Source organism: Bacillus mycoides (assembly GCF_000832605.1).
GTDB classification, from domain to species: domain Bacteria; phylum Bacillota; class Bacilli; order Bacillales; family Bacillaceae_G; genus Bacillus_A; species Bacillus_A mycoides.
The window spans coordinates 4880393-4906217 of record NZ_CP009692.1 but is presented as its reverse complement, the minus strand read 5'-3'; the positions used below and the strand labels follow the sequence as shown (position 1 = coordinate 4906217).

25 protein-coding genes, 1 pseudogene and 1 riboswitch are annotated in these 25825 nt (G+C 35.7%); of the genes and pseudogenes, 17 read left to right on the top strand and 9 right to left on the bottom strand.

Translation table 11 applies throughout. From position 1 onward, the window contains the following. Positions 1-182 precede the first annotated feature (182 nt). From BG05_RS26950 to BG05_RS26940, 3 genes and pseudogenes are all read left to right on the top strand, one after another. Positions 183-983 carry an MBL fold metallo-hydrolase gene (locus BG05_RS26950; protein WP_002125460.1) on the top strand — a complete coding sequence of 267 codons (801 nt, stop codon included), beginning with the start codon at positions 183-185 and terminating at the stop codon, positions 981-983. After that, a complete protein-coding gene (locus BG05_RS26945; protein WP_002186668.1) occupies positions 983-1387 on the top strand; it encodes a nuclear transport factor 2 family protein in 405 nt (134 codons plus the stop codon). The genes BG05_RS26950 and BG05_RS26945 overlap by 1 nt, the downstream gene beginning before the upstream one ends. Positions 1388-1474: 87 nt before the next feature. Then, positions 1475-1957, top strand: a pseudogene (locus BG05_RS26940) (PRK06770 family protein). A gap of 32 nt (positions 1958-1989) precedes the next feature. On the opposite strand, the gene BG05_RS26935 reads toward BG05_RS26940, so the two are convergent. After that, positions 1990-2901 (bottom strand): DMT family transporter, encoded by a 912-nt coding sequence (locus BG05_RS26935; RefSeq protein WP_002186665.1) that lies wholly within the window; start codon positions 2899-2901, stop codon positions 1990-1992. A gap of 205 nt (positions 2902-3106) precedes the next feature. Here BG05_RS26935 and BG05_RS26930 point away from each other — a divergent pair, with 205 nt between their 5' ends. Both BG05_RS26930 and BG05_RS26925 read left to right on the top strand, forming a co-directional pair. Continuing rightward, complete coding sequence (locus BG05_RS26930) at positions 3107-3601, top strand: Lrp/AsnC family transcriptional regulator (protein ID WP_002125468.1); 495 nt, start codon at positions 3107-3109, stop codon at positions 3599-3601. A 138-nt stretch (positions 3602-3739) separates the two neighbouring features. Beyond that, entirely contained in the window at positions 3740-4195 is a 456-nt protein-coding gene (locus BG05_RS26925; RefSeq protein WP_033733804.1) for an N-acetyltransferase, read from the top strand. 78 nt (positions 4196-4273) lie between these two features. Here the strand turns inward: BG05_RS26925 and BG05_RS26920 are convergent, their stop codons facing one another. Next, on the bottom strand, positions 4274-5044 hold the full coding sequence (locus tag BG05_RS26920; protein ID WP_002186662.1) for an SDR family NAD(P)-dependent oxidoreductase: 771 nt from the start codon (positions 5042-5044) through the stop codon (positions 4274-4276). Positions 5045-5184: 140 nt separating this feature from the next. Here BG05_RS26920 and BG05_RS26915 point away from each other — a divergent pair, with 140 nt between their 5' ends. The 5 genes from BG05_RS26915 to BG05_RS26895 all read left to right on the top strand — a co-directional run bounded on the left by BG05_RS26915 (position 5185) and on the right by BG05_RS26895 (position 8840). Beyond that, on the top strand, positions 5185-5544 hold the full coding sequence (locus BG05_RS26915; RefSeq protein WP_002169085.1) for a MerR family transcriptional regulator: 360 nt from the start codon (positions 5185-5187) through the stop codon (positions 5542-5544). Between the two features lie 492 nt (positions 5545-6036). Continuing rightward, complete coding sequence (locus tag BG05_RS26910; RefSeq protein WP_002125474.1) at positions 6037-6393, top strand: DMT family transporter; 357 nt, start codon at positions 6037-6039, stop codon at positions 6391-6393. 2 nt (positions 6394-6395) lie between these two features. Then, positions 6396-6710: a DMT family transporter gene (locus BG05_RS26905; protein ID WP_002063959.1), complete on the top strand. Its 315-nt coding sequence runs from the start codon at positions 6396-6398 to the stop codon at positions 6708-6710. A gap of 138 nt (positions 6711-6848) precedes the next feature. Beyond that, a complete protein-coding gene (locus tag BG05_RS26900; RefSeq protein ID WP_002063960.1) occupies positions 6849-7427 on the top strand; it encodes a TetR/AcrR family transcriptional regulator in 579 nt (192 codons plus the stop codon). Positions 7428-7637: 210 nt separating this feature from the next. After that, the gene (locus tag BG05_RS26895) at positions 7638-8840 is read left to right on the top strand and encodes an MFS transporter (RefSeq protein ID WP_002125479.1); all 1203 of its coding nucleotides are present in this window, start codon (positions 7638-7640) and stop codon (positions 8838-8840) included. Positions 8841-8893: 53 nt separating this feature from the next. Here the strand turns inward: BG05_RS26895 and BG05_RS26890 are convergent, their stop codons facing one another. Next, positions 8894-9232: a winged helix-turn-helix transcriptional regulator gene (locus tag BG05_RS26890; protein ID WP_002087382.1), complete on the bottom strand. Its 339-nt coding sequence runs from the start codon at positions 9230-9232 to the stop codon at positions 8894-8896. 169 nt (positions 9233-9401) lie between these two features. Between BG05_RS26890 and BG05_RS26885 the strand changes: the two genes are divergently transcribed. Continuing rightward, positions 9402-9941, top strand: coding sequence for an ester cyclase (locus tag BG05_RS26885; protein WP_003187537.1), 540 nt, complete (start codon positions 9402-9404; stop codon positions 9939-9941). Positions 9942-9960: 19 nt separating this feature from the next. After that, positions 9961-10509 carry an NAD(P)H-dependent oxidoreductase gene (locus tag BG05_RS26880; RefSeq protein ID WP_016126606.1) on the top strand — a complete coding sequence of 183 codons (549 nt, stop codon included), beginning with the start codon at positions 9961-9963 and terminating at the stop codon, positions 10507-10509. A gap of 54 nt (positions 10510-10563) precedes the next feature. On the opposite strand, the gene BG05_RS26875 is transcribed toward BG05_RS26880, so the two are convergent. Next, a complete protein-coding gene (locus BG05_RS26875) occupies positions 10564-11082 on the bottom strand; it encodes a hypothetical protein (protein WP_002186656.1) in 519 nt (172 codons plus the stop codon). A gap of 30 nt (positions 11083-11112) precedes the next feature. Then, positions 11113-12858 (bottom strand): SgrR family transcriptional regulator, encoded by a 1746-nt coding sequence (locus tag BG05_RS26870; protein WP_002186655.1) that lies wholly within the window; start codon positions 12856-12858, stop codon positions 11113-11115. A gap of 251 nt (positions 12859-13109) precedes the next feature. Between BG05_RS26870 and BG05_RS26865 the strand changes: the two genes are divergently transcribed. Continuing rightward, positions 13110-14372 (top strand): MDR family MFS transporter, encoded by a 1263-nt coding sequence (locus tag BG05_RS26865; protein WP_033733807.1) that lies wholly within the window; start codon positions 13110-13112, stop codon positions 14370-14372. 51 nt (positions 14373-14423) lie between these two features. On the opposite strand, the gene BG05_RS26860 is transcribed toward BG05_RS26865, so the two are convergent. The 4 genes from BG05_RS26860 to gapN form a co-directional block, all read right to left on the bottom strand. After that, complete coding sequence (locus tag BG05_RS26860) at positions 14424-14627, bottom strand: hypothetical protein (protein WP_002125489.1); 204 nt, start codon at positions 14625-14627, stop codon at positions 14424-14426. 302 nt (positions 14628-14929) lie between these two features. Next, positions 14930-16129, bottom strand: coding sequence for an ABC transporter permease (locus BG05_RS26850; protein WP_002186653.1), 1200 nt, complete (start codon positions 16127-16129; stop codon positions 14930-14932). Positions 16130-16189: 60 nt separating this feature from the next. Then, positions 16190-17614: an amino acid permease gene (locus BG05_RS26845; RefSeq protein WP_002125494.1), complete on the bottom strand. Its 1425-nt coding sequence runs from the start codon at positions 17612-17614 to the stop codon at positions 16190-16192. A gap of 146 nt (positions 17615-17760) precedes the next feature. Continuing rightward, a riboswitch (Lysine riboswitch) is annotated at positions 17761-17942 on the bottom strand. Between the two features lie 177 nt (positions 17943-18119). After that, positions 18120-19559: an NADP-dependent glyceraldehyde-3-phosphate dehydrogenase gene (gene gapN, locus BG05_RS26840; protein ID WP_002010835.1), complete on the bottom strand. Its 1440-nt coding sequence runs from the start codon at positions 19557-19559 to the stop codon at positions 18120-18122. 706 nt (positions 19560-20265) lie between these two features. On the opposite strand from gapN, the gene BG05_RS26835 reads away from it, so the two are divergent. From BG05_RS26835 to BG05_RS26820, 4 genes are all read left to right on the top strand, one after another. Beyond that, on the top strand, positions 20266-22026 hold the full coding sequence (locus BG05_RS26835) for an ABC transporter ATP-binding protein (protein WP_002063973.1): 1761 nt from the start codon (positions 20266-20268) through the stop codon (positions 22024-22026). After that, positions 22023-24023, top strand: coding sequence for an ABC transporter ATP-binding protein (locus tag BG05_RS26830; protein WP_002140515.1), 2001 nt, complete (start codon positions 22023-22025; stop codon positions 24021-24023). Before BG05_RS26835 ends, BG05_RS26830 begins: the two co-directional genes overlap by 4 nt. A gap of 303 nt (positions 24024-24326) precedes the next feature. Then, positions 24327-25124 carry an amino acid ABC transporter substrate-binding protein gene (locus BG05_RS26825; protein ID WP_002010840.1) on the top strand — a complete coding sequence of 266 codons (798 nt, stop codon included), beginning with the start codon at positions 24327-24329 and terminating at the stop codon, positions 25122-25124. Then, entirely contained in the window at positions 25111-25809 is a 699-nt protein-coding gene (locus BG05_RS26820; protein WP_033706449.1) for an amino acid ABC transporter permease, read from the top strand. Before BG05_RS26825 ends, BG05_RS26820 begins: the two co-directional genes overlap by 14 nt. Positions 25810-25825 lie beyond the last annotated feature (16 nt).

Sequence of the window (25825 nt, the reverse complement as noted above, 5' to 3'; positions counted from 1 at the left end):
ATTTTATTTTTTTAGTGTTGACTTGACGACTTGGTGTAACTATAATGATTACATCAAGTCGATTAGTAATAAAATGATTCGTATATTTTTTTATTCTAGTTGCAACTAACTTAGTTACAACTAGAATAAAGCTTAAAGAATAAAGGAATATAAAAGAGTAAATAAAAAGTGGAGGAAATAACATGTCAAAATTACATTTAGAGGTTTTTACAGGATCTGAGCAAGCATTTCAAGTTACATCCACAATTGTATACGGAGAAAAAGATGCAATTCTTATCGATGCACAATTTTTATTAAGTGATGCGCACCGTTTAGCAGCTCAAATTATTGAAACAGGAAAGAATTTAACTCATATTTATGTGACTCATTTCCATCCAGATCACTATTTTGGATTAAATGTATTACATGAAGCATTTCCAGAAGCGAAGATTGTTGCATTACGGAATACTGTTGAAGATATTCGTAACACATTTGAGAAGAAAGTGGAACAGTGGAAACCATCTATTGGGCATAATGTTCCTCATCAACCAATTGTTCCAGAGGAATTAACAGAAGAGAAATTGATTTTAGAGGGAAATGATTTAATCATTAAAGGTGGTTTGCAAGGTGATACACCGAATAATAGTTATGTATGGATTCCATCATTAAAAGCCGTTGTTACAGGCGATATCGTTTATAACAATACTTTCGTATGGACGTTAGAAACAGATGCTGAAGCTCGTCATAAATGGTTAGAAACATTAAGTGAACTTGAAAATCTTCATCCTGAAATTGTTGTAGCGGGTCATCGTGATTATGACGTACCAAATACAGCAGACGCGATTAAACATACTCGTAAATATTTAGTTGCATTTGATGAAGTTCTTGCAGGAAATCCTTCAAGTGAAGAAATTCAAACGGCAATAAAGGAGCGGTTCCCGCACGTTAAAGCGTTAGAAATTGGACTTGTTCTAGCGGCAAACGCGTTTGGGGTGAAAAAATAATGAAGAAAAAAACAAATTTAGAAATTGTTCGAAGCACATATGAAGGACCATCTTCTTCAAATGCAAAACATTTAGCGGAAGCTTTCTCTGAAAAAGTAGAGTGGACAGAGGCAGCAGGTTTTCCGTACGGCGGAACGTATATAGGTACAGAAGCTATAATGGAAAATGTATTTAGTCGTTTAGGATCAGAATGGGATGATTATAAAGCGAGTGTAAATACGTACCATGAAGTAAACGGAAAAGATGTGATTATTGCTGAAGGTGTTTACTCAGGAGTTTATAAAGAGACGGGAAAATCATTTGAGGCGGAATTTGTTCATGTATGGCAGCTTGTAAATGGAAAAATCGTGAAATTTAAACAATATGTGGACAGTTACATTGTACGAGAAGCGATGAAGGTTTAAAATGAAATAAGGAAACAAATGGAATCGGCTGTGCGCAGGCGATTCCATTTGTTTATGTAATTATTAGGGGAATGGGGAGTACATAATATGAAAAAATGGATAATAGGGGCAATTACAATGATTGTAATTGCGATAGGAGCTGTATTCGGTGTTACTAAACTTCTTAATTATATAGAGGAAGAGGAGAAGAGTCTTAAAACACAAAAAGTGATGAGCTAACGGGACAAGAAAGTTGCGGAAGAGAAGCCACAATTTAGTGAGGATGAAATTATTTCTACAATGCATAGGATGGTACATCAAAAAGTGAAATCATCTGATAAATGGGGATTTATCGAAATGACAAATAAGGAAATTCGTAGTGCGAAGAACGCAGTAGAAAGCAGTACAAATTTTAAATATAAAGCAAAGCTACTTTCTACTTTGGAGCGTTGGGAGAAAGGAGACTTTTCACAAACGGTTGAGGATCATAACTTTTTGTGGGAAATTCAAGGTGGTGATACCGGAAAGGCAACAGAACGTTTATCGCCAGAAGAAGAAAAGCAGTATGTGAAAGAAATGAAAGGTAAATAAAAACATCGCCACTTTGGTGGCGATGTTTTTGATTAAGAATGTTTTCGCATTAAAGCTCTAGTTGGCTGAACAGCAACGGTTTTGAAATGAGAAAATAAATAACACCCTGTCACGACGATGATTGTACCGAAAATTTGAATCCATGTTAATTCTTCTCCAAGGAAAAGGAATGCTAAAATAGCTGTGAAAATTGGATTGAAATTTAGAAAAATCCCCGATGTAGTAGCGCCTAATTTCTGTACACCAATATTCCAAAACACCATACAAAGTACTGTTGAAATGAGTCCTGTATATAAAAGTGATGTTATGAAGGAAGAGTTGATATTGGAAACAGTGAAGCTACCTATGTTAAATGGAAGCAATAAAATAACGCCGAAAATACCAGAATATAATGTAGCCATTAGCGGTGTAACTGTTTTTGTCGCCCATTTACTACAAACAGAATAAATGCCCCAAATACAAACTGCTGCAATCATCCATAAATCCCCGCTATTAAAATGTAGTGAAAATAAAAGAGCAAAGTTTCCCTTTAAAAGAACGAGGATGACCCCAAAAAATGAAAGAATCATAGAAAGAATTTGAAGCGTATTTACTTTTTCTTTTAGAAACAGCACAGAAAATAATGCAATTGAAATAGCGTTCAATGTAGAAATAAGACCTACATTCGTTGCGGATGTTTTTTCTAATGCTAAAAATTGAAAAATGTTGAAAAGAGCGACGCCTGTAATTCCCATAATTACTAACGGGATTATAGCAGCACGCGGTGGAATAATTTTCTTCTCTTTAAACCATACGAGTGGTAATAAACAAACAATCGCAATCATCCATCTTAAACTTGTCAGTGTCATCGGAGACGCATGATCGACAAGTGATTTCCCAACGACAAAATTTCCTCCCCATAATAAGCTTGTTAATAATAGTAAAAAGACGTAAAAATAAGGCATACTAAAAACCCCTTTGTTGAAATAAGAATGAACTGTAAATAATTTTAGCATTTTTCTTTATTATCTAATATATTCTTTTGTATAATGGTAAAAACTCGATAAAATGTTTCGTTAGAAATATTATTTACAGAAAAACATTCAGTTTTATATAAGTTATGAGATGTTTCTTCGAATAATCGTCGGTAAGAAAAAAGGGGGAATTTTGATGGAGTCATCTGTTATTAAAGTGCTTGATGATTTGGATGTGAAAATTTTAGATATATTGCAGAAAGAATCACAAGTAAGTAATGCAGAGCTTGCACGCCGTGTTAATTTATCTCCAGCTGCGATGCATGCACGAATAAAAAGGTTAGATGGGGAAGGTTTTATTGATAAGCAAGTAGCAATTTTAAATCAAGAAAAGCTTGGATTTGATTTATTATGTTTCATTTTTATGAGTACGAATATTCATCAGTATGAAAAGCTGGAAGTGTTAGAACGAGAATTAGAATCTATGCCTGAAGTGTTAGAATGTCACTGTTTAACAGGAGAGTATGATTATTTATTAAAAGTTGCGAATCGTGATCGTAAGGAACTAGAGCTTTTTATTAGGAAACTAAATAAATTAGGGATTACACGGATACAGACGAGTTTAGCACTTCGTGAAATTAAATATTCGACGGTATTGCCGATACGAAATGAGGAACCGAGCATCGATTAAGTTGCTTGGTTTTTTGTTTATGTAAAATTCAGAAAAGTGATTGACGGAGAGAAAAGAGAGATGTATTATTATATGAAATTATGAATTAAAATTCATTCATTGTTATAAATATTAATGCTGGGGGCAAGGGGATATAATATGAAAATCTTTAATGCGGTTACAAGTGATGTGAAAGGAATTTATAATCTCATTGAAATGTATGCAAAAGAAGGAGTTGTTTTGCCGCGTTCTCTTTTGTCTCTCTATCAATATTTACAATGTTTATATGTTATGAAAGAAGGAGAGGAAGTCGTTGGAGTTGCTGGTTTACATGTGTTAGGAGAGGATCTTGCAGAAGTACGATCGTTAGTAGTTTCGCATACATATGCAGGAAAAGGGGTAGGGCGTATGCTCGTGAGTCATGTGATGGAGGAAGCGACGAAAATAAATGTAAAAAGAGTGATTTCTTTAACGTATGAAACAGTATTTTTTCAAAAGTGTGGATTTGATTTTGTAAATAAAGAATTGCTGCCAGAGAAAGTATGGGTTGATTGTAGACATTGTCCAAAAGTCAATTATTGTGATGAGGTGGCGATGATACGGTATGTTGGATGAAATTTTTAGAGAGAAAAAAGGCCCACTATTATTTAAGAAATAGTGGGTATCTATATTTTAATCAGAAATGAGATGTTGTTAAGAATTTGAATTCGTTTGTCTTACTGCAAAATTAAAAATGGGATTTTTAAGCTCATAGTTATAAGTAGAACCATCGACAAGTCCTACAACTTTATCGCTATCATAAAGGTCGAGCATAAATTGTGCCATTTGTTTTGCAGTGTGGAATTTCGGTACAACATTATCGTATTGGAACTCATCAATATTAAATGAACGTTTTGCGAATTCTGTTTCAGTTGCACCAGGAGCTAAAACTTTTGCTTGTAGTTTTGCACCTTGTTCTTTCAGTTCGTGAGATAGTCCTTCTGTAAATGCACTTACATAAAATTTCGTAGCGCAATACGTAACAGCATTGGCAACAATCGTGTATCCACCGCCTGATGAAACGTTAATAAGCTGTGTTCCTTCGGTCATTGAATAATCTCGAACGAAAAGGGAAGATAGTATTGTTAGTGCTTCTATATTTACATGCAACATCGTTTCTATCTTGTTTAAATTTTGTTCAGCAATTGAGGCGAAATTACCAAAACCTGCGTTGTTAATCCACGTTTCAATTTGAAAACTTTGTAGACTTTCATAAAATTTATAAACTTCTTCAGTGACTGATAAATCAGTTCTTCGAATGACAACATCCAATTCCGGATGCATTTCGTTAATTTTCAATTTTAATTCTTCTAATTCTGCTTGTCTTCGAGCTACAAGTATTAAGTTTTTTCCGCGAGATGCAAAGGCTAAAGCGGATTCATAGCCAATTCCTGAACTAGCACCAGTAATAACAGTATATTTCATATAAAAGCCTCCTAAATTCAAATTAATTTATCATGGTTAGATTGTATTTGTTAGAGTATACTCTAAGTCAAATGTTTTTTATAATTTGGATAAGGCAGTAAAATATATGAGAGTAAATGGCGTGCGGAGGGAGTATGGTTATGTACACAATTAGCGAGGTAGCTAAATTATTAGGAGTGAGCACACATACATTACGTTATTATGAAAAGGAGAACATATTAATTGCAAACCGCGATACAAATGGAAATCGACTGTATGAAGAATCGCATATAAAGTGGTTGCAGTTTGTAATGAAATTAAAACAAACGCAAATGCCGATAGCGAAAATAAGAGAATACGCTAGATTATATTTAGAAGGAGAGCATACAACCGAAGCTCGTTTACAACTGTTAGAAAATCATAAAAAATCTATTCGAACTCAAAGAGAAAACTTAGAAATTACAGAGAAGATGCTCGAAAATAAAATTATTGCATACAAAGACTCGTTGAAAAGTAAATAGCGTACAAAATATTTCGTTCTTTGTTGCATGTTGAAAAGGGAGTACAGGTCTTTGTTTTGGAATTTATCTATGAGTATTTAATTATAATGTGCCGATAAATTAAAAAAGAGCAGTTAGCTAAAAGCAACTGCTCGATTCAAAGGGATCTCCAAGGGGGGAATGGAGAAAATATTATGTTACTACCATTATTGACAGATTATTAAGAAATATACATGTGGATTTAAAAAATTCAAAATATTTTTTGGTTAATAGAATCCGGGTGTTGACACTTTATCAATTGGTCATGTAGAATGTTTATGAATGACATTCAGTCATTTTTTCTGTGAAAGGGTGTAGATAAGCAACTTTTATATGTAGTTAGCTTAATAACGGAACAAATATAAGGATAAATGAGGATGATATTGGTTTTTTAAATAGTAGTTAGAGTGAGATTATATTTTTTAAATTAAAAATGACTGACGGTCAGTCAGTAAATAATAGAAGGTGAGAGATATGAAAAATAAAGCTTGGTTATATGTCATATTAACATGTATCTTTGAAATTTTTTGGGTGTTTGGTTTTAATACAGCTCATACTTGGTGGCATTGGGTCATTATTGTAGGAGTTATCGCTGTTGATTTTTACTTCCTATCGAAAGCGTGCGAACATCTTGCAACAGGGACTGTATATGCTGTGTTTGCCGGAGCTGGTACGGTTGGTACTTTCCTAATGGATGTATTCCTTTTCGGCGGCAGTTTCAGTTTAGGAAAGCTATTCTTTATCGTAATGGTCGTAGCGGGCGTGATCGGTTTAAAATTAGCTGATAATAAAGAAGAAACCGCGGAAGAAATTGTGAAAGGAGCTGCTTAAAAATGGGTTGGATTTTCGTATTTTTTGCTGCAATTAGTGAAATAGTCGGTGTGATAGGCCTTAAAATGTATAGTAAAGATAAGACGTTAACAAATGGAGCGATTTATATAGGTGGATTTGCAACTTCCTTTGCATTCTTATACACATCTTTCTTGTTCTTACAAGTAAGTGTAGCTTATGCGGTTTGGATTGGCATTGGAACAGCAGGAGCTGTTTTATTAAATATGTTTCTGTTTGGTGAATCGAAAAGTAAGGCACGTTTGATTAGTGTAGCTCTTATCGTATGTGGAGTTACGGGATTAAAGGCTCTTTCATAAGAAAAGGATATTAAAGTTAAATCTCCTAACGATTTGTTGGGAGATTTTTATTATGAAAAGTGCACGATGATTGACAGTACAGCTAGTTATTTTATAAAATGAGTGACAGTCATTCAATACGCGTGTGAAAGGGTTTAGATGATGAATAAAAAAGAAAAAATTGTCTATGCAGCTATTGAAGTGTTTCAGGAAAAGGGCGTTGAAAAAACGAAGATTTCTGATATCGTGAAATTGGCTGGCATTGCACAAGGAACTTTCTATTTATATTTTCCTTCTAAGTTATCTGTTATGCCTGCAATAGCAGAAGTGATGGTTGAGAAGATGATACTTGCAGTGAAAGAAAAAGTACAGAACGATTCACCTTTTTCAAGTAAAGTTGAGCAAGTAATAGATGCAGTATTTACCTTTATAGCTGAATATCGTGAAATACAAGCATTAATGTATGCGGGCCTTGCATCAACTGAACATATAAAAGAATGGGAAGCTGTATATGAGCCTCTTTATATATGGCTAAGTGACTTTTTAAGTGAGGCAAAAGAATCAGGTGAAATTCGTGATTCGGTTCACGCTGAGCGAACAGCGAAGTTATTTATCGCTCTTGTTGAATCAGCAGCGGAACAAGTTTATTTATATGATCATAAAGATGATGAGCAAGTCGAGCTACAAAAGGCAGAAGTACTAGATTTTTTAACACATGCACTACATATAAAGAAGTAGTAAGATGAACCTGTCTGAAAAGGTAGGTTCATTTCTGCGGGAAACTGAATGATAGTCATTCACCCTGTGTTTATGTATGTGTGGAAGGATAGAGTGAAATTCTAATGAGTGGGGACATCTTTACTCAGTGTGAGCCCACAAATAGCAGGATAAAGAAAAAGCTTCTTGGGCATTATTTTTGAGAGGAACTGCGGGAAGAGGTGTTAAAAATTGAAGAAACCGATAAAAGAACAAAAGATGGTATTGATCATTCTTTTGAGTAATATATTTATCGCTTTTTTAGGGATTGGATTAATCATTCCGGTTATGCCGTCCTTTATGAATGATATGAATTTAACAGGAAAGACGATGGGTTATCTCGTTGCAGTGTTTGCAATGGCGCAGCTTATTACTTCACCTATTACGGGTCGTTGGGTCGACATTTACGGTAGGAAGAAAATGATAATCATTGGATTATTTATTTTTGGTGTTTCAGAGCTTCTTTTTGGATTAGGTACAGATGTGTGGATGCTTTATGCAGCGAGGGTGTTAGGCGGAATTAGTGCCGCGTTTATTATGCCGGGTGTTACGGCATATGTTGCTGATATTACTTCTATTCAAGAACGTCCAAAGGCGATGGGATATCTTTCAGCGGCTATTAGTACCGGATTTATTATAGGGCCTGGAATCGGCGGGTTTATTGCAGAATACGGTATACGTGTGCCGTTCTTTGTGGCAGCAGTGATTGCCTTTGTTGCATGCGTGATTTCTATATTTATTTTGAAAGAGCCGTTAACGAAAGAAGAACTTGCAGAGATTTCTGCTAATACGAAAGAATCCAGCTTTATCGGAGATTTAAAGAAATCATTAAATCCAATGTATGCAATCGCATTTATTATTGTATTTGTACTCGCATTTGGATTATCAGCATATGAAACTGTGTTTAGCCTGTTCTCTGATCATAAGTTTGGTTTCACACCGAAAGATATTGCTGCAATTATTACGATTAGCTCCATCTTTGGGGTAGTTGTGCAAGTATTTATGTTTGGCAAATTGGTTGACATGTTCGGTGAGAAAGTATTAATTCAAATATGTTTAATTGTAGGTGCAGTATTAGCATTCGTCTCAACTGTAGTCTTTAATTATTGGATTGTACTTCTCGTTACTTGCTTTATTTTCTTAGCATTTGATTTGCTTCGTCCAGCTTTAACGACGTTTTTATCAAAAGCAGCTGGAAAAGAGCAAGGATTCGTTGCTGGTATGAACTCAACGTATACGAGTTTAGGAAATATCGCAGGACCAGCGATGGGCGGAATATTATTTGATATAAACATTAATTATCCATATGCATTTTCAGGTGTTGTTTTAATCGTTGGTCTCGGCATTACATTTATGTGGAGAGAGAAACAACTAGCTCAAAGTTTTGCGAAGTAATATAGTGAATAACGAAAAGCCTCTTACTATTTTTATGGTAAGGGGCTTTTCGTTTATAAACTTAATCCAAACCGCTTTAATTCAATAAATATCCCCTCTAATTGCTTTCCTTTATCCGTTAACGTGTACTCTACGCGAGGTGGAACCTCTGGATATACTTTTCGCGTTATAATCCCTTGCGTTTCCAATTCTTTTAGGCGAAGCGATAAAGTTTTCGGACTAATCCCATCCATTGATTTTTGTAAATTACTAAAGCGTAAAGTTCCTTCGATAAGAAGGTCACGAATGATTAAAAACGTCCATTTTGTACTAATTACGTCAAGCGTTTTAGCGATAGGACAAGGTATACCAGGTAAACCTTTCGTTAATACAACTGGATCTATATTGCTCATGGAAATAGCCTCCATAAAAATTTTTTGAATGAATTTGCCTTATCGTATCACAAAACTATCTTTTTGGTAACTATATGAAAAAAATATCACTACTTCCTTAAAGAAAGTTAGTGCATATACAATAGCAATACGAAATACAAAGGGTTTGTATGAAGAGGAGGTGATTTCCATGGGTATGAAAAAGTTGTTTATGTTACTTAGTTTTTTTGTCATTTGTATTGTGCTTGTAGCGTGTAGTGGGGAGGAAAAAACTGAAATCCAATTATTGAAGGAAATGCCTAAGCCAAAAACAATGACAATCGATCCTTCACTGAGCAAAAAAGAAGCGACAGAAAGAGTTCATGCAGCGCAGCGCTTTTATGCATTTTGGGATACAGGTAGGGAGGAACTTATTCCGCAAACGGTTACTGAAAATTTTTTCGATAATACACTGCCGAAAGGTCGACCACAAGGCACTGAAGGATTAAAGTTTGCAGCACAAAATTTTCGCAAAGTCGTTCCTGATATACATTGCGAGATTGAAGATTTATTAGTCGTTGGTGATAAAGTAACAGCTCGTCTTTCTTTTACAGGAACTCATAATGATAAGAAAATCAATTTTTTTGCAATTGATATTTTGCATGTGAAGGATGGCAAGATAACGGAAGATTGGCATTTAGAAGATAATCTTACGCTGAAACAACAACTTGGGTTAATAGCTGAGGAATAAAATAAGGGAGAGAAAAGTGATGAAAAATATATTTATTATAAATGGACATGAAAAATACGGTACGAAAGAAGGACGATTAAATAGAACGTTAGTTGATTATATGGTAACTGTATTAAGTGAGAATCATCATGTGAAAACAACAACGATTCAAGATGGCTACAATATTAAAGAAGAACAAGAGAAGTTTTTATGGGCCGATGTTGTAATTTATCAAACACCAATTTATTGGTTTAGTGTTCCTGGATTATTTAAAACTTATATGGATGAAGTATATGAATATGGCTTGTTCTTTAAAGGTGTAGATGAATATGGAACAGGCGGTTTATTAAAAGAGAAGCAGTATATGTTTTCTACAACTTGGAACGCACCTGAAAAAGCATTTGGAGATAAGACGAAGTTCTTTGAAGGAGAAAGTTTAGAATCAGCACTTAGTCATTTACATCGTGTGCAGAAGTTTCTTGGCATGAGTCCGTTAAAGAGTTTTGCTTGTTATGATGTGGTGAAAAATCCGGATATTGAGCAATATTTATTGAACTTGAAAGATCACTTAGATAGAGTAATTAAATAATAGTTTGTATCTGTATGTGAAGAAGGTACTACTAAGGATGTAGTACCTTCTCTTTCATGAAATACGTTGAAAATCTTTACTTATACAGGACGGTTTTAGTTTTTTTGATTTGATTAAATGTTTAATATCAGAGATGTTATCGTATGAAAGCTGAGTATGATAATAGTTAATGTACTCAAGTAATGCAAAAATATAAATAAATAGAGTGAATGATACCCCGCCTAAAGGTAAGTGGGGATACCAAATTACAAAATCAATAGTAAACGTAATAAATCCCGTGACAATCAATGCTATATTTATCTTTTTAAGTACTTTTAAATATTGAATCATCCTAATAGGTGTAATAGATGTTTTCTCTTTTTTTAGTCGTTTCCGCTTTACGTACCAGTAAATTGCTCCTTGTAATAAGATAAACTCTAAAAGAAGAAATGAGATCCAAAAAGAAAATAGGGAATATAAATGTAACGTAGGATAAGCATAATTAAGTAAGTAACTTGTGAAAATAAAAGTAATGACTGAAAATAACTCACCTGTGTATAGATAGGAAAGTCTTTTTTCTAGGTTGCGTTTCATGGTTCTTCTCCTTTTATAAAAACTCATATTTTAATACATGGATGGCTGTATCCATAACTTCGCAAAATTCGCCCAACCGAATGAATCAATTGTTACGTTTTTTAAAGAAGAAGGGTATGTTTTTCTTTTTAAAACGTGATAGTTAAATAAAATGATGTTTTCAGCTTGTAAAAACTCTTCAATCTCATACATGAGCTTATACCGTTTTTCTTTATTGTCTTCTAATAAAAAGGTATCAAGTAAACAATTAATTTGTTTTGCATAGTGTGGGTCCATGAATCGATTTACGAAGCAACTTTTATTTTTAAATACATTTAAAAATGCAATTTCATGATCGGTAGCAAATACTTCCCCCATGAAAATAATATCCGCATGTTTATCAATAGAACGATTCATATAATCTGAAACGAGAAATGGGTGAAGTTCTACGTGTACTCCTAATTGTTCGCAGTGTTCTTTTAGGAAATGTGCATCATTTGCACTATCTTTAAATGCGAAGAAATAAATATGTATCGTTTCTCCATTATAGGTGCTCTTTTTTAAATAATCTTTCGCTTTTTCTAAAGAGTAGGACCTGTTAGGAACTTGGCGGCTTCTTTCAGGAAAAAAGCTTGATGCAGCAATTGTTCGTCGCCCCTCTATATTACGAAGTATCGTTTCAACATCATATATTTCTCTCCAAGCTTTACGAAAGTAAATGTCGTGGTGGGGACCAGGTTTTGTAAAGTTGAAGCTAGCATAAATACAGCCTATTTCTTCTATTTGTATGTCATATCTTTCATTTTCATTCTCATTCTCATTTGGTAATTCATAATCAGCATCTATTTGCACATGATCAGGAATACCCCAAAATTCAATACGGTCTAATAATGCGCGCTCTTTAAAATAATGGGTGAACGCTTCGAGTACGATATTGTCTTCAGAGTAATGAGTAAGTTTAAAAGGTCCAGTACCTATGTAGTGATGATTTTGAATAACTGCATCATGCGGTAAAATTGCGAGTTGCATGGAACTCACATAACGTAAGAAAAATAAATTTGGTTTTGCTAAATGGAATCGAATTTGCATTGGTGATGGTGTTTCAATTTGGACAATTTCCTGTGTTAACCATGCGTAAGGAGATTGAGCTTGTTGCAATCTTTCAAATGAAAATTGAACATCTTTAGAAGTTAAAAGAGTTTCATTATGAAAATGTATATCTTTTCGTAAATAAAACGTCCACGTAAGCCCGTCTGCACTTAATTCCCACGTATGTGCAATGTGTGGTTCCATTTTTTCAGTAACATCATTATAAACGACTAACGTATCAAAAATTTGACTCGTAAGATGGCTCTCCGTATTTACAGCCACAAAAGCCGGATCTAATGGGAAGATCTTTCTTGATATAGGAATCTTCAATATGTCGTACATCTCATTTGAAGGTTTGTATCCAAAATGATGATGTAGTTTATTTTCTATCTTTTTTTGAAGTGCAAGGGGTAGAGGTTCTTTTAAAAGAAGAAAAACATCCTTTAACTTTTCTTGCGCTAACAGTTCATCTGTATAGGATTCAATTGCTTCTAGGAAACTATGTGTAAATAAAATTTCCGTTTTATTTCCGCGACCACGTCCTGGAGTCCAGTGAATTAATTGCTCCTCGTTCATTTTCTTTAATAAAATCTTTACGTTTTTCGTACTGCAATATAAAACATCCGCTAATTCTTGTAAGCTATTTCGTATATGTTGTTGGTCTTGTGCATGTAATCTTAAACGAATGTAATAGTCCATAATTTTCATATATACACTTCCTTCTATAATAAAGTGAAACTTTAATCAGTGGGGGACGCCCCCCACTGATTATTAGCCTTCACCAATCGGGCTTTTACGGGCAGTTGATCCCCACCTAACTTCTTTGCTTTCGCTGAATTTTGAGGTGGGGGTCTTACTGCCCGTTAATGCGGGATAAAAGGGGAAACTATTTAGAATATTCTAACCTTTTTCTTCCTCTTTTTCAAAGTAAAATGAATAAGCATAAGGAGGGGGAAACAATGGGATTTTGGAGTATGCACCGAAATATAAAAATCAGAATTATAACTTCGTTTTTAACACGCACTGTATCCACAATGATTTTTCCATTTATGGCGATTTATTTTTCAATAAAATTAGGTAGTGCGATTGCTGGTGCTTTATTACTCATCAATGTGCTAGCTGCATTAATTATCGGTTTATATGGTGGGTATGTTGGAGATCGGCTCGGTCGTAAAAAAGTAATGATTATCGGCCAAAGTATACAAGTCGTTTCCATTGCTTGTATGGGAATTGCAAATTCGGATTATGTAGATTCACCATGGCTAACATTTGTGTTTATGTTAGTGAATAGTTTAGGATCTGGACTTATGAATCCAGCGACGGAAGCGATGTTAATAGATGTGAGTACACCTGAAAATCGAAAAGTGATGTACAGCATTAACTACTGGGCTATTAACTTATCAATTGCGATTGGAGCAATATTTGGCGGATTACTATTTGAGAACTATAGATTGCAATTGTTTATCGGATTAACAGTTATTGCAGTTATTACTTTATATGTGATGGCTGTATATATGGAAGAAGTGTATGTGGCACGAAAAACGGTGGAGAAGAAAAATGTATTAAAAGATATGGCAGATAGTTATAAAGTCGTGATGAAAGATAGAGCGTTTTTAATTTTTTGTGCAGCAAGTATATGTACACTATCGTTAGAGTTTCAAATTAATAATTATTTAGGGATACGTTTACAGAAGGAATTTGAAACGGTGCACTTTTTCTTCGGGAAGGGTTTTACATTCGATTTAACAGGTATTCGAATGCTCAGCTGGATATCGGCAGAGAATACAATTTTAGTTGTGTTATGTACAGCGCTTCTTATTAAAATGCTGAAAAGCTTCAACGATTTGAAAATTTTATATGTAGGTTTATTCATTTACACGATTGGATTTACAATACTCGGAACGAGCAATAGTTTATGGATCTTATTAATCGCAGGGCTTTTCCAAACTGTAGGAGAGATGATGTATGTGCCGGTTCGTCAATCTATAATGGCGGATATGGTGCCAAATGAGGCAAGAGGTTCATATATGGCGATTAACGGAATGGTCTTTCAAGTGGCAAAAATGAATGGGGCATTAGGTGTTATGCTAGGCTCGTTTATTGCATCTTGGGGCATGAGCACTCTATATTTCATCGTTGGTATGAGCAGTATTTTATTATTTATGAAGGCGATAGGGAAAGAGAAGTATCAGAATGAAGGAAATGTTTCTCAGATTGGATGAAACTATATAAAAGCGAACCAGTTATACTGGGACTCGCTTTTTATATAATTTTTAAAACGGATCAACTTCAGCTAAATCAGGATTGGCGTTAGGGTTTGTTAATAAGGTTTTCAGCTCGCCTACTTCTGAGAGAGCGACGAGGATATAACCACTAATGAGGACGATGAGTCCGATGACCCGTAATGTTTGCAATTTAATGTCACGGCTATTTTCTTCTGAGTTGTTTTGGGGTGTTGAAGGCGGATTGTTGTTCATAATAGAGCTCCTATCTTTTTTATTTACCCCGCTATTTGCGGGCAGTAAGAATCCCACCTCAAAATTCGGCGAATGCGAGGAAGTTAGGCGGGAGATAATTGCCCGATTGGTGTGGGCTAATAATCAGTGGGAATGGGTAAAACCCCCACTGATTAAAGTTTCACTTTATATGTGCGAAATCATTATTTAACGTATGGATAGGAATTGTATAGTCATTTTCACTATATGAGAAATGCCTACGAAAAGTGATTAGAAATTTTAGGACGAGAAAAAGAGGCTGTTATGTGCAGCCTCTTTTCTCGTTAAAATGAAGAAATTCGTTTCTTCGTTTTTGGTACAATAATAAACTTTATCCAAAGTACGCCGATTACCATAATAATCAAAGCATGTAGTAATTGTCCTGTAGCAATGAGTATAACACTTGAAAATACAATGAGTTGAATACTTAGCAATATGAAAATTAAGCTAAGAAATTGACTCATTCGTTCTTCAGTATCGATTGGATATAATGCTACAATAATATTTCCTGAAAAATATTTCCACAGAGAACGAAGTTGCATAGAGATCATGTATAGGACGATGTAAGCAGTAGCACCTTTTACATATATATTCGGAATAAAATATAGAGCGAAAGCACCGATCAACCCTAAGCGAATATATATACCGAAATAATCATTACCGCGTAAAAATGCTAGTGTATGTAAATAGAAGAAAGTTGCTCGTTTTTTATGTAATAAAGGTTCAATCCAATTTGTAAGCCATTTTCTTTTATTTACTTGCTTATTCAGTTGCGGAACATCGGTGAAAATGCTAGCAAATTGATAGAAACGAACGTCCATTTTTTCTTCTTGCTCAATTATGTATTCCCACGGTATTCGCTTTGTGGGCTGTTTCTTCGTATATAGAAGTAAGAAAGCGAGAAGTAAGAGTAATCCACCTAATACAATTACATTTGCAGTATAAAATAGCATGTAAATGATCAGGGCGTTACAAGCAATGCGAATGATAAACCATATGCTTTTTTCATAACTATCACGCCACATCCAATGTATGTATATGTTCCAGCCCTTTAGAATCATTAAAATTATAAAGATTGTACATAAGAAAGGTACGGTTAGTTGTAATGATTGCATGGCAAGCGGTACGATAACAAGGAACGTAAATATAAGCGGGAAAAGCTGAATGATGTAATTATATAGAAGAGATTTTTTAAAATAAGATGTTAATTTCTCTTCTAATGCAAGTAAATAGACAGCGTCCGGTTTTTGAATAAATGTGCGAACTTGGCATCTCGTTATAATGAGTGTAAGTACGATCGTGATGAGTAATAAAGATATTCCTTTAGAAGGATCCGTTTTAAGAAACTTAGCGTAATAATATGCACCTACACATGAGACGAAGATGAAGCTATATAGTAAACCGTTAATCATACGTGCAAAGTATGTGATGGCATTTTGAATATGTTGTTGAAAGCGAGAGCTCCATAGTGATTCGATTGACATGTTTTTCACCTCTTTTTTCTATTATATATGTTTTATAAAGTAAAAAACGAGCAAATTGCGTTACGCAACTTGCTCGTTTTTCTTTTCTTTATTTTTTTTCTGATCACGATTCATTAATGGATAGAAGGCAAAGCCAATTCCGAATAAACCAATTCCGAGAAGAAATGTTTTTATATCGGATGCGCCGGTTTTAATAACCCATAGTGCATAGCAAAGTGCGATAACTGCAACTACACCATCCATAATTCTTGAACCCATTTCATTCTTATATGTTTCACCAGTTGCGACTAGTTTTAACTGGAAGATTGGTGAAACGAGATATGGAATGAGGTAGGCCAGTGTTGATACGGTAATAACGAATGTATAAGCTTCCGCAATTGTTCCTGATAATGTTGAGAATAAGAACACTTGCGACATAATGTTTGTTAATCGTAGTGAATGAATTGGACTTCCTTTTTTATTCGTTTTTGCGAAGAAGGAAGGGAAGAAACCTTCTTTTGCTGCTTGATAAGGTACTTCTGAGCTTAATAAAATCCAGCCTAATATTGAACCGAATAGGGAAGTAAGAGCAAGTAATGCCATAAGTTTCCCGCCGCCATGACCCATTGCAGCGTTTAATGCATCTGCTAATGGACGTTCAGAAGCTTGTAATTTATCAACGTGAAGTACACCCATTGTTAAAATTGTAATTCCTAAGTAAATTGCAACTGTGATAAGTAATCCTGCAACAGTTGCGCGTTTTACCGTTTTTGGAGAGGTAGCTCGGTTTGATAAAAGAACGGCTGATTCAATCCCGATAAATGCCCAAAGCGTTGTAAGAGCCGCTAAATTTACTTGTGAAAGGAGGCCGTGTGATACGCCTTCTTTATCGATCATTGGTGTGTACCATTGTCCAAACTTTGAAGCTTCGAACGCAAATAACGTAACGACGATGAATAGAAGGAATCCAGTCACTTTCGTTGTTGTTGCTAAGAAGTTTAGCTTCCCAGCTCCGCTTACACCGTTTGTTAAAATTAAATGTGTTCCCCAAAGTAAGACAGAACAAATAGTAAATGTAATTAGTTTTCCAACTTCTATATTGAAAGAGCCAATTGAAAATAGTAGTCGTGTATCTTTCATAATTGGGAAGAAGAGCGATAAATATCCCGCGAAAGATGTAATAATGGCAACGTTACTTGCCCAGTTTGCAACCCAATATCCCCATACCATGCTGAAACCAGCCATTTTCTTTCTTTTTGGTGTTGAGAATAAAGCATATGCATGACTTTGTGGTCCTGTCGTTAAATCAGGACGACGAATTGCTAAATTACCGAAAACAAGAGCTAGCATTAAAACACCAAACCCTGTTGTTAACCAAGCTAAAGTGACACCGAGTGGGCTTGCTGTTTGTGCTAACGTACTTGGCACCATGAAAATACCAGCGCCAACCATGTTACCGACAACGAAAGCTGTTAGTACCCAAAAGCCCCATTTTTTTTGTTGCATAGAAAATACCTCCAAAGTTAGTATAACCAAGTCAAGCGAGGAGATATGTATGTCTTCCTGATAAGGAAGAGAAGGTCCAAACAAAACAAAAAAAGCACGTAATCTGCCGCTACATGCTTTCTATCTTATAAGAAACCCACGACATACCTCTCGATAGCTCTCCACAAACGAAACGTTTGTGACAGTTCTGCACTTATTAAATGCAGACCCAGCAAGCGTGTATGGTGGACACGACTTACTTCGGCAATCATTCCTTTCTCATTTCTTCATCAATGCCACTACATCTCCTGAAATGATACTCTTAATGACTGCAACCTCTACCTCACCGAGATACGAATGAGGATTTATGTATTAAATTAACATGTTTAAGAGTAACAAATGTATTTTTATACGTCAATGGATATAGTAATAATCAGATTATAGAGAAGAATTCGTTATTAGGTCCTGGAGGGTTTTAACTAAAAAGCAGCTGACCTAAATATTAGATCAGCTGCTACATATAAGATTAAACTAAGTTTAATACAGTTACTTTTTGACGAGTCATAGACTCAAGGCTCTTACGAATACCTTGTGCGCCCATACCTGAACCTTTTACACCGATGAATGGGAAGTGGTCAGGGCCGCGCTCTGTGCGTCCGTTAATTTGAACAGAACCAGTGTCGATTTTGTTAGCAATTGCAAATGCTTTGTTAATGTCTTTTGTGAAGACACTTGCTTGCAGACCGAACTCTGATTTGTTAGCAATTTCAATCGCTTGTTCGTCAGAAGAAACACGGATGATTGGAAGGATTGGGCCAAATGGCTCTTCCCAAGCAACTTTCATTTCTTCTGTTACGTTGTCGATTAATGTTGGATAAATTAGGTTGCGCTCACGTTTGTTACCGATAACGATTGTTGCACCTTTTTCAGCAGCATCGTCAATTAAACCTTGAACGAAGTCAGCAGATTTGTCGTCGATTAATGGAACGATTGTGCTGTTTTGTTCTGGAGATCCTACTGATAGTTCAGCTACTTGCTCTTTTAATAAGCCAGCTAGTTCGTCTGCTACATTTTCATGTACAAGTACACGCTTAATAGCTGTACAACGTTGACCTGAGTAAGAGAATGCACCGCTTACGATATGCTTTGCAGCTTCTTGTAAGTCTGCATCTTCACAAACGATACCAGGATCTTTACCACCAAGTTCTAATACAAGTGGAATCATCGCAGCTTTTTTCGCTAAATGTTTACCTGTATTTGTACCACCTGTGAACGATACCATATTTACGCCAGGATGTTCTACTAAGTAGTCACCAATTACAGAACCGCGTCCTGTAGCTACGTTTACAAGACCTTTTGGAAGGCCAGCTTTATGAAGTGCTTCAACCATTTTAACACCGCTAATTGCACCTTGAGTTGCTGGTTTGAAGATAACGGCGTTACCCATAATAAGTGCTGGTGCAAGTTTTGCAGCAGATAAGTTTACTGGGTAGTTAAATGGTGCAATTGCTAATACAACACCAAGTGGTGCGCGCTGAATAATCGCAAGTTTAGATTTAGATCCACCAGGGAAGCTATCACCCATCATGCTTTCACCGTGCATGTGAAGTGCTTCGTCAACTGTGTAACGAATTAAGTCAGCTGTACGAACGACTTCTTTTTGCGCATCTTTATAGCCTTTACCGACTTCTTTCATAATGATATCGGCAATTTCATCTTGCATATTTACGAGCTCATCAGCCCATTTATATAAATATTTTGCGCGATCTTGTAGAGAAGCTTCAGCCCATGATTTTTGAGCTTCTTTTGCAGATGCAATTGCTTCATCTACTTCTCCTTGAGTAATTGCTTGTACTTGCCCAATTACTTCGTGTAAGTATGGAGATGGAATGTCGATTGTTTGACCTGAAGAGCTTTCTCTCCATTCTCCGTTTAAATAAAATTTGTACGTATTGCTAGTTGTCATGATTAGTCCTCCTAAAATAGCAACTTGTAAGAGTGAGTATAAGGTGATTGTAGGTGGTTTGATAATATTTTTCAAATGAAATGTTTGTGAAAACGATTTCTTATTATTTTTTTGTTTTGTATGCCCTTTCTTACAGAAGATTCCCTTATTTCAAACTGAATTATAAGTAGAATGCATCACTTTCATTTTTTGTGATAAAAGATTATTTTATTCTAAAGCGAAAAAAACAATTGACGGAATACTCAATAAAGTTGTAAGATTATAAATGGAAAATAAATGAAGGGGGTGTGCGTAATGATTGTAATCGTAAATGTAATGGGCTTAGCTCTGTTAAATGGCGGAAAACATTCATATCATTACGCAACCCGTGCGGATATATAGGACCTTTGCGTCTTATGAGAAGCGTACGTTGCGTATATCGTAACGTACGCTTTTATGCATTCTTTGCATATCGTCAAGCGGCGGTATGCTTTTTTTTTGTTTATCCCGCTATTTGCGGGCTAATAATCAGTGGGGAATGAACAAAACCCCCACTGATTAAAGTTTCACTTTATTTTCCTTGTTTGCGTGGTTACTATAAAAAATCAGAATTTGGAAGGTGGAAAAATGTGATGAAATTGTATGGCTTACGAAATGTAAATGTGATGGGTTTGGATAGCGGGTAAAGAAATGTGAATCAAACGGGAACGAGAAAGGGGAGGTTATATTGTTTTCAGTATTACTAAAGTTAAGCTGGTTTTTTAGAGAGCATTGGAAAAGGTATAGTATCGCAATTGGGGTACTTTTAATTGTAAACGTGATAGAGGTAATTCCACCGAAAGTGTTAGGAATTACAATTGATAATATTAAAACGGGAGCCTTAACGAATGAGGCGATTATGCAATATATTTTTATTTTACTTGGGGTAACGATTGGTGGGTATGTGCTTACTTTCATTTGGCAGCACCAACTATTTGGCGGTGCGTTCGTACTTGAGAAAACGATGCGTTCAAAATTTATGGGGCATTTACTTAAGATGACACCGACGTTTTATCAAAAAAATCGTACTGGCGATTTAATGGCGAGAGCGACAAATGATTTAAAAGCAATCTCCATGACAGCTGGTTTTGGTATATTAACGCTCGTTGATTCTAGTCTATATATGCTTACAATCGTTTGTATGATGGGCTTCTCAATTAGTTGGCAGTTAACATTTGCTGCGCTTATACCGCTTCCGATTATGGCATATGCGATGAATAGATACGGAAAGAAGTTGCATGAAAGATTTACAGTCGCGCAAGATGCGTTCGGGGATATGAACGATAAAGTACTTGAATCAATTGCGGGTGTACGCGTTATTCGTGCGTATGTACAGGAGAACGCTGATCAAGAAAGGTTTCATCATTTAGGAGATGACGTATACGAGAAAAATATGAGAGTAGCAAGAATCGATGCATTATTCCAGCCAACTGTAAAAATGCTCGTCGGTCTTAGTTATTTAATTGGTTTAGTGTACGGTGCATATCTCGTATTCCAATCAAAGGTGACACTTGGTGAGCTCGTTTCTTTTAACGTCTATTTAGGGATGATGATTTGGCCGATGTTTGCAATTGGTGAATTGATTAATGTTATGCAAAGAGGAAATGCGTCGCTCGACCGTGTAAATGAAACGTTAGCTTATGAACCGGATGTAAAGAATCCGAAAGATCCAAAGGTTGTACAAGAGCCAGATTACATTCAATTTGATAATGTTACTTTTTCATATCCTTCATCAATTGAAACAAATTTAAAAAATGTTTCATTCTCATTAAAACAAGGAGAGACACTTGGAGTTGTTGGGAAAACAGGAAGCGGGAAAACGACGCTCGTTCGTCAGCTTCTTCGTCAATATCCACTTGGGGAAGGGGATATTGCGGTTTCTGATGTGAAGCTAGATAAAATTACGAATGATAACGTACTTGGCTGGATTGGGTATGTACCTCAGGAACACATTTTGTTCTCAAAAACAGCGAAGGAAAATATTTTATTCGGAAATAGAGAAGCGACTGAAGAAGAACTTGAAAAAGCGATTGAAATAGCTGCGTTTAAAAAGGATTTAGAGTTTTTACCGGAAGGTTTAGAAACGCTCGTTGGAGAGAAAGGTGTTTCTTTATCAGGTGGGCAAAAGCAAAGGATTTCGATTGCGAGGGCTGTTATTCAAAATCCGGAAATTTTAATTTTGGACGATTCTTTATCAGCTGTTGATGCTCGTACTGAAGCGGCAATTATTGAAAACATACGAACAGAAAGAAGCGGGAAGACGACGATTATAACAACGCATCGTTTGTCAGCAGTGCAGCATGCTGATTGGATTCTCGTTATGGATAACGGTGAGGTTATTGAAGAAGGTTCGCATGAAGCGCTCGTTCGAAATGGGGGCTGGTATGCAGAGCAGTTCGAAAGACAACAAGGTGAAAGTGAAAGTACGGATAGTGGGGTGAAAATATGAGTGTTTCAAAACGATTGTTTCAATACGCGATGAAAGTAAAAGGGCCGATTTTTGCAGCGATGGCGATGCTATTTGTTTTCGTTATTGCAGAACTCGCGGGTCCTTTCGTCGCAAAAACGATGATCGATGAGCATATCGTTGGAATAGAGAGACCCTGGTATGAAACAGAAAAGAGTGAGGATGCTGTTTCATATAATGGCGCCTTTTATAAGCGAAGTGATCGCTTTGAACAAGGTGAGCAAAAAGGGAAAGAAGTCCGAGTGATTCAAGTTGGTTTTCAGTACTATTTTGTACCGAATAAAATAACGCTTGAAGGAACTCGTTCTGTTAAGGGTGATGTGCTTACAGTACAAAGTGGTAAGGCAGTGCAAGTGTATAAATCAAAAGCCTTAACGAAAGAAGAAGTATTTGCGTTTTATAAACCAGAAATAAATAGGTTATTACTACTTGGCGGTGGATATTTCGCTTTATTAGTAGTCGTATCATTATTTGCATACGGAAAGCAGTTCTTCTTACAGAAGGCGGCAAACAAAATTATTCAAATTATGAGGGAAGACGTCTTTTCTCATATTCAAACGTTGCCAATTCGTTATTTTGACCATTTACCAGCAGGGAAAATTGTTTCGCGTGTAACGAATGATACAGAAGCGATTCGTGATTTATATGTAACAGTGCTTGCGACATTCGTCTCTAGTATCATCTATATTATCGGGATTTTCGCTGCGCTATTTTTACTTGATGTAAAACTGGCGGCACTATGCTTACTCATCATCCCAATTTTAATTGTTTGGGCGATTATGTATAGAAAGTATGCGTCTGTATACAATCATAAAATGCGTTCGCGTTTATCGGATATTAACGGAACAGTGAATGAATCAATTCAAGGGATGCCAATTATTCAAGCATTTCGTCAAGAACATGAAACGAAGAAGGAATTTGAAGAGTTAAATGGTGATTATTTTAAATATCAAAATAAAATTTTAAATTTAAATGCAGCAACTTCGCATAATTTAGTGTCTGTATTAAGAAACATCGCTTTTACAGGTGTAATTTGGTATTTCGGTGGTGCTTCATTAAGTGCTTCTGGCCTCCTTTCTCTAGGGATACTGTATGCTTTCGTCGATTATTTAACGAGATTGTTCTCGCCAATTACGAACATGGTGAACCAACTTGCTAACTTAGAGCAATCGCGTGTTGCATCAGAGCGCGTCTTTGAATTGCTAGAGGAAAAGGGAGAGGCAGTAGAAGAAGAACGTATGCCTCGCTTAACCGGAAATGTGAAATTCGATAATGTTTCGTTTTCTTACAATGGAAAAGATGAAGTATTAAAAAATATTTCTTTTGAAGCGAAACAAGGGGAGACAGTGGCACTTGTCGGTCATACTGGATCAGGAAAAAGTTCCATTATGAATGTGCTCTTTCAGTTTTATGAATTTCAAAAAGGGAAGCTTACGATTGATGGTCATGATGTAACAGAGATGCCGAAACAAGCAACACGTGAACATATGGGAATTGTATTGCAAGATCCGTTTTTATTTAGCGGGACAGTGGCATCCAATGTAAGCTTAGAAAATGAAAAAATTTCAAAAGATCGCATCGTGAAGGCGTTACGTGATGTTGGTGCGGAAAGGTTTGCGAACAATATAGATGAAAAAATTACGGAGAAAGGAAGTACACTTTCAACCGGAGAACGTCAGCTTATATCGTTTGCTAGGGCACTTGCTTTTGATCCTGCTATTTTAATTTTAGATGAAGCGACTTCCAGTATTGATACAGAAACAGAAGCGATGATTCAACAAGCGCTAGAAGTTGTGAAGAAAGGACGAACGACGTTTATTATCGCTCATCGTCTTTCAACAATTAAGAGCGCTGATCAAATTATTGTGCTTGATAGAGGAACGATTTTGGAAAAAGGTTCCCATGATGAATTAATGAAAAAGCGCGGGCGTTATTACGATATGTATAAAACGCAAATGGAAGGAAACCAGAGTGCTTAATTTTTAGAAGAACTTGCGATTTTCGCAAGTTCTTTTTTGATCGGATTGTCCGCTTAGAAGTTAATATATTTCACCGGCTGAAAAACTTATAAATAAGTAGGTATTGTTTTACCTTTTTCTTTATAAATGCTATATTAAAAAATGTTACTTATTTTTTGTATGTAGCGCTATTTTTCCATTTTGTTTGATTATGAAGAAAAAGGTTAAACTAAATAAGAACATTTTCATTGAAAAATTGTTCGAAATTGCATACAATCAATATAGTTTTTAAATTCCTATCAGAATACTTGGAGGACTACTATCATGAAAAAATTATTTTCAGTGCTTGCAGTAACTACATTAGCGATTGGGATTGTAGCGGGCTGCGGTAAAGAAGAGAAAAAAGATACAGCTAATCAAGATGCATTACAGAAGATAAAACAAAGCGGTGAGCTTGTAATTGGTACAGAAGGTACATATCCACCATTTACGTTCCACGATACAAACGATAAATTAACTGGGTTTGACGTTGAATTAGCAGAAGAAGTTGCAAAACGTTTAGGTGTAAAGCCTGTATTTAAAGAAACACAATGGGATAGCTTACTTGCAGGAATAGATGCAAAACGTTTCGACATGGTTGCGAACGAAGTTGGTATTCGTGAAGATCGCCAAAAGAAATATGACTTCTCTAGTCCATACATTTCTTCTTCAGCAGCATTAGTTGTTGCGAAAGATAAAGATAAACCTGCTACATTTGCTGACGTAAAAGGATTAAAAGCAGCGCAATCTTTAACGAGTAACTACGCAGATATTGCTAAGAAAAATGGTGCGGAAATCACAGGTGTAGAAGGATTTAGCCAAGCAGCAGAATTATTAAGTTCTGGCCGCGTTGATTTTACAATCAATGATAAATTATCAGTGTTAAACTATTTAGAAACGAAAAAAGATGCAAAAATTAAAATTGTAGATACAGAAAAAGAAGCGTCACAAAGTGGATTCTTATTCCGTAAAGGTAGCGACAAACTTGTACAAGAAGTAAATAAAGCGTTAGAAGATATGAAAAAAGATGGTACGTACGATAAAATAACGAAAAAATGGTTCGGTGAAAATGTATCTAAGTAGCGCATTGATGTCAGATCGATTGTCTACTTGGATAGATATTATGCAGACTTCCTTCGCGCCTATGCTGAAGGAAGCTGTCTTTACGACAATTCCGTTAACGCTTATTACATTTATTATCGGTATTATACTTGCGACGTTAACAGCGCTCGCACGTATTTCAGGTAGTCGTATTTTACAATGGATTGCTCGTATCTATGTATCTATCATTCGCGGAACGCCACTTCTTGTACAGTTATTTATTATTTTCTATGGTCTTCCAACTCTTAATATTGAAGTTGAGCCATATACAGCAGCAGTTATTGGATTTTCATTAAATGTAGGTGCATATGCATCTGAAATTATTCGTGCTTCTATCCTTTCAATCCCGAAAGGACAGTGGGAAGCGGCTTACACAATTGGGATGACATACCCGCAAGCATTGAAACGTGTTATTTTACCACAAGCAACACGCGTATCAATTCCGCCGCTTTCGAATACATTTATTAGTTTAGTGAAGGATACGTCATTAGCGTCGTTAATTTTAGTAACAGAAATGTTCCGAAAAGCGCAGGAAATTGCGGCAATGAACTATGAGTTTTTAATTGTTTATTTTGAAGCAGGTCTAATTTATTGGGTAATTTGCTTCTTATTATCTATCGTGCAACAAATATTAGAAAAACGTTCAGAACGTTATACTCTAAAATAACCCTTTCATAAAAGGA

Bases quoted from the DNA above. Each gene is read 5' to 3' on its own strand.
- BG05_RS26875 (WP_002186656.1), bottom strand. From the start codon at position 11,082: ATGAAACGCAACCTAGAAAAAAGACTTTCCTATCTATACACAGGTGAG.
- BG05_RS26925 (WP_033733804.1), top strand. From the start codon at position 3,740: ATGAAAATCTTTAATGCGGTTACAAGTGATGTGAAAGGAATTTATAAT.
- BG05_RS26910 (WP_002125474.1), top strand. From the start codon at position 6,037: ATGAAAAATAAAGCTTGGTTATATGTCATATTAACATGTATCTTTGAA.
- BG05_RS26915 (WP_002169085.1), top strand. From the start codon at position 5,185: ATGTACACAATTAGCGAGGTAGCTAAATTATTAGGAGTGAGCACACAT.
- BG05_RS26905 (WP_002063959.1), top strand. From the start codon at position 6,396: ATGGGTTGGATTTTCGTATTTTTTGCTGCAATTAGTGAAATAGTCGGT.
- BG05_RS26890 (WP_002087382.1), bottom strand. From the start codon at position 9,232: ATGAGCAATATAGATCCAGTTGTATTAACGAAAGGTTTACCTGGTATA.
- BG05_RS26820 (WP_033706449.1), top strand. From the start codon at position 25,111: ATGTATCTAAGTAGCGCATTGATGTCAGATCGATTGTCTACTTGGATA.
- BG05_RS26930 (WP_002125468.1), top strand. From the start codon at position 3,107: ATGGAGTCATCTGTTATTAAAGTGCTTGATGATTTGGATGTGAAAATT.
- BG05_RS26945 (WP_002186668.1), top strand. From the start codon at position 983: ATGAAGAAAAAAACAAATTTAGAAATTGTTCGAAGCACATATGAAGGA.
- BG05_RS26920 (WP_002186662.1), bottom strand. From the start codon at position 5,044: ATGAAATATACTGTTATTACTGGTGCTAGTTCAGGAATTGGCTATGAA.
- BG05_RS26850 (WP_002186653.1), bottom strand. From the start codon at position 16,129: ATGTCAATCGAATCACTATGGAGCTCTCGCTTTCAACAACATATTCAA.
- BG05_RS26935 (WP_002186665.1), bottom strand. From the start codon at position 2,901: ATGCCTTATTTTTACGTCTTTTTACTATTATTAACAAGCTTATTATGG.
- BG05_RS26900 (WP_002063960.1), top strand. From the start codon at position 6,849: ATGATGAATAAAAAAGAAAAAATTGTCTATGCAGCTATTGAAGTGTTT.
- gapN (WP_002010835.1), bottom strand. From the start codon at position 19,559: ATGACAACTAGCAATACGTACAAATTTTATTTAAACGGAGAATGGAGA.
- BG05_RS26950 (WP_002125460.1), top strand. From the start codon at position 183: ATGTCAAAATTACATTTAGAGGTTTTTACAGGATCTGAGCAAGCATTT.
- BG05_RS26880 (WP_016126606.1), top strand. From the start codon at position 9,961: ATGAAAAATATATTTATTATAAATGGACATGAAAAATACGGTACGAAA.
- BG05_RS26825 (WP_002010840.1), top strand. From the start codon at position 24,327: ATGAAAAAATTATTTTCAGTGCTTGCAGTAACTACATTAGCGATTGGG.
- BG05_RS26830 (WP_002140515.1), top strand. From the start codon at position 22,023: ATGAGTGTTTCAAAACGATTGTTTCAATACGCGATGAAAGTAAAAGGG.
- BG05_RS26860 (WP_002125489.1), bottom strand. From the start codon at position 14,627: ATGAACAACAATCCGCCTTCAACACCCCAAAACAACTCAGAAGAAAAT.
- BG05_RS26865 (WP_033733807.1), top strand. From the start codon at position 13,110: ATGGGATTTTGGAGTATGCACCGAAATATAAAAATCAGAATTATAACT.
- BG05_RS26870 (WP_002186655.1), bottom strand. From the start codon at position 12,858: ATGAAAATTATGGACTATTACATTCGTTTAAGATTACATGCACAAGAC.
- BG05_RS26885 (WP_003187537.1), top strand. From the start codon at position 9,402: ATGGGTATGAAAAAGTTGTTTATGTTACTTAGTTTTTTTGTCATTTGT.
- BG05_RS26845 (WP_002125494.1), bottom strand. From the start codon at position 17,614: ATGCAACAAAAAAAATGGGGCTTTTGGGTACTAACAGCTTTCGTTGTC.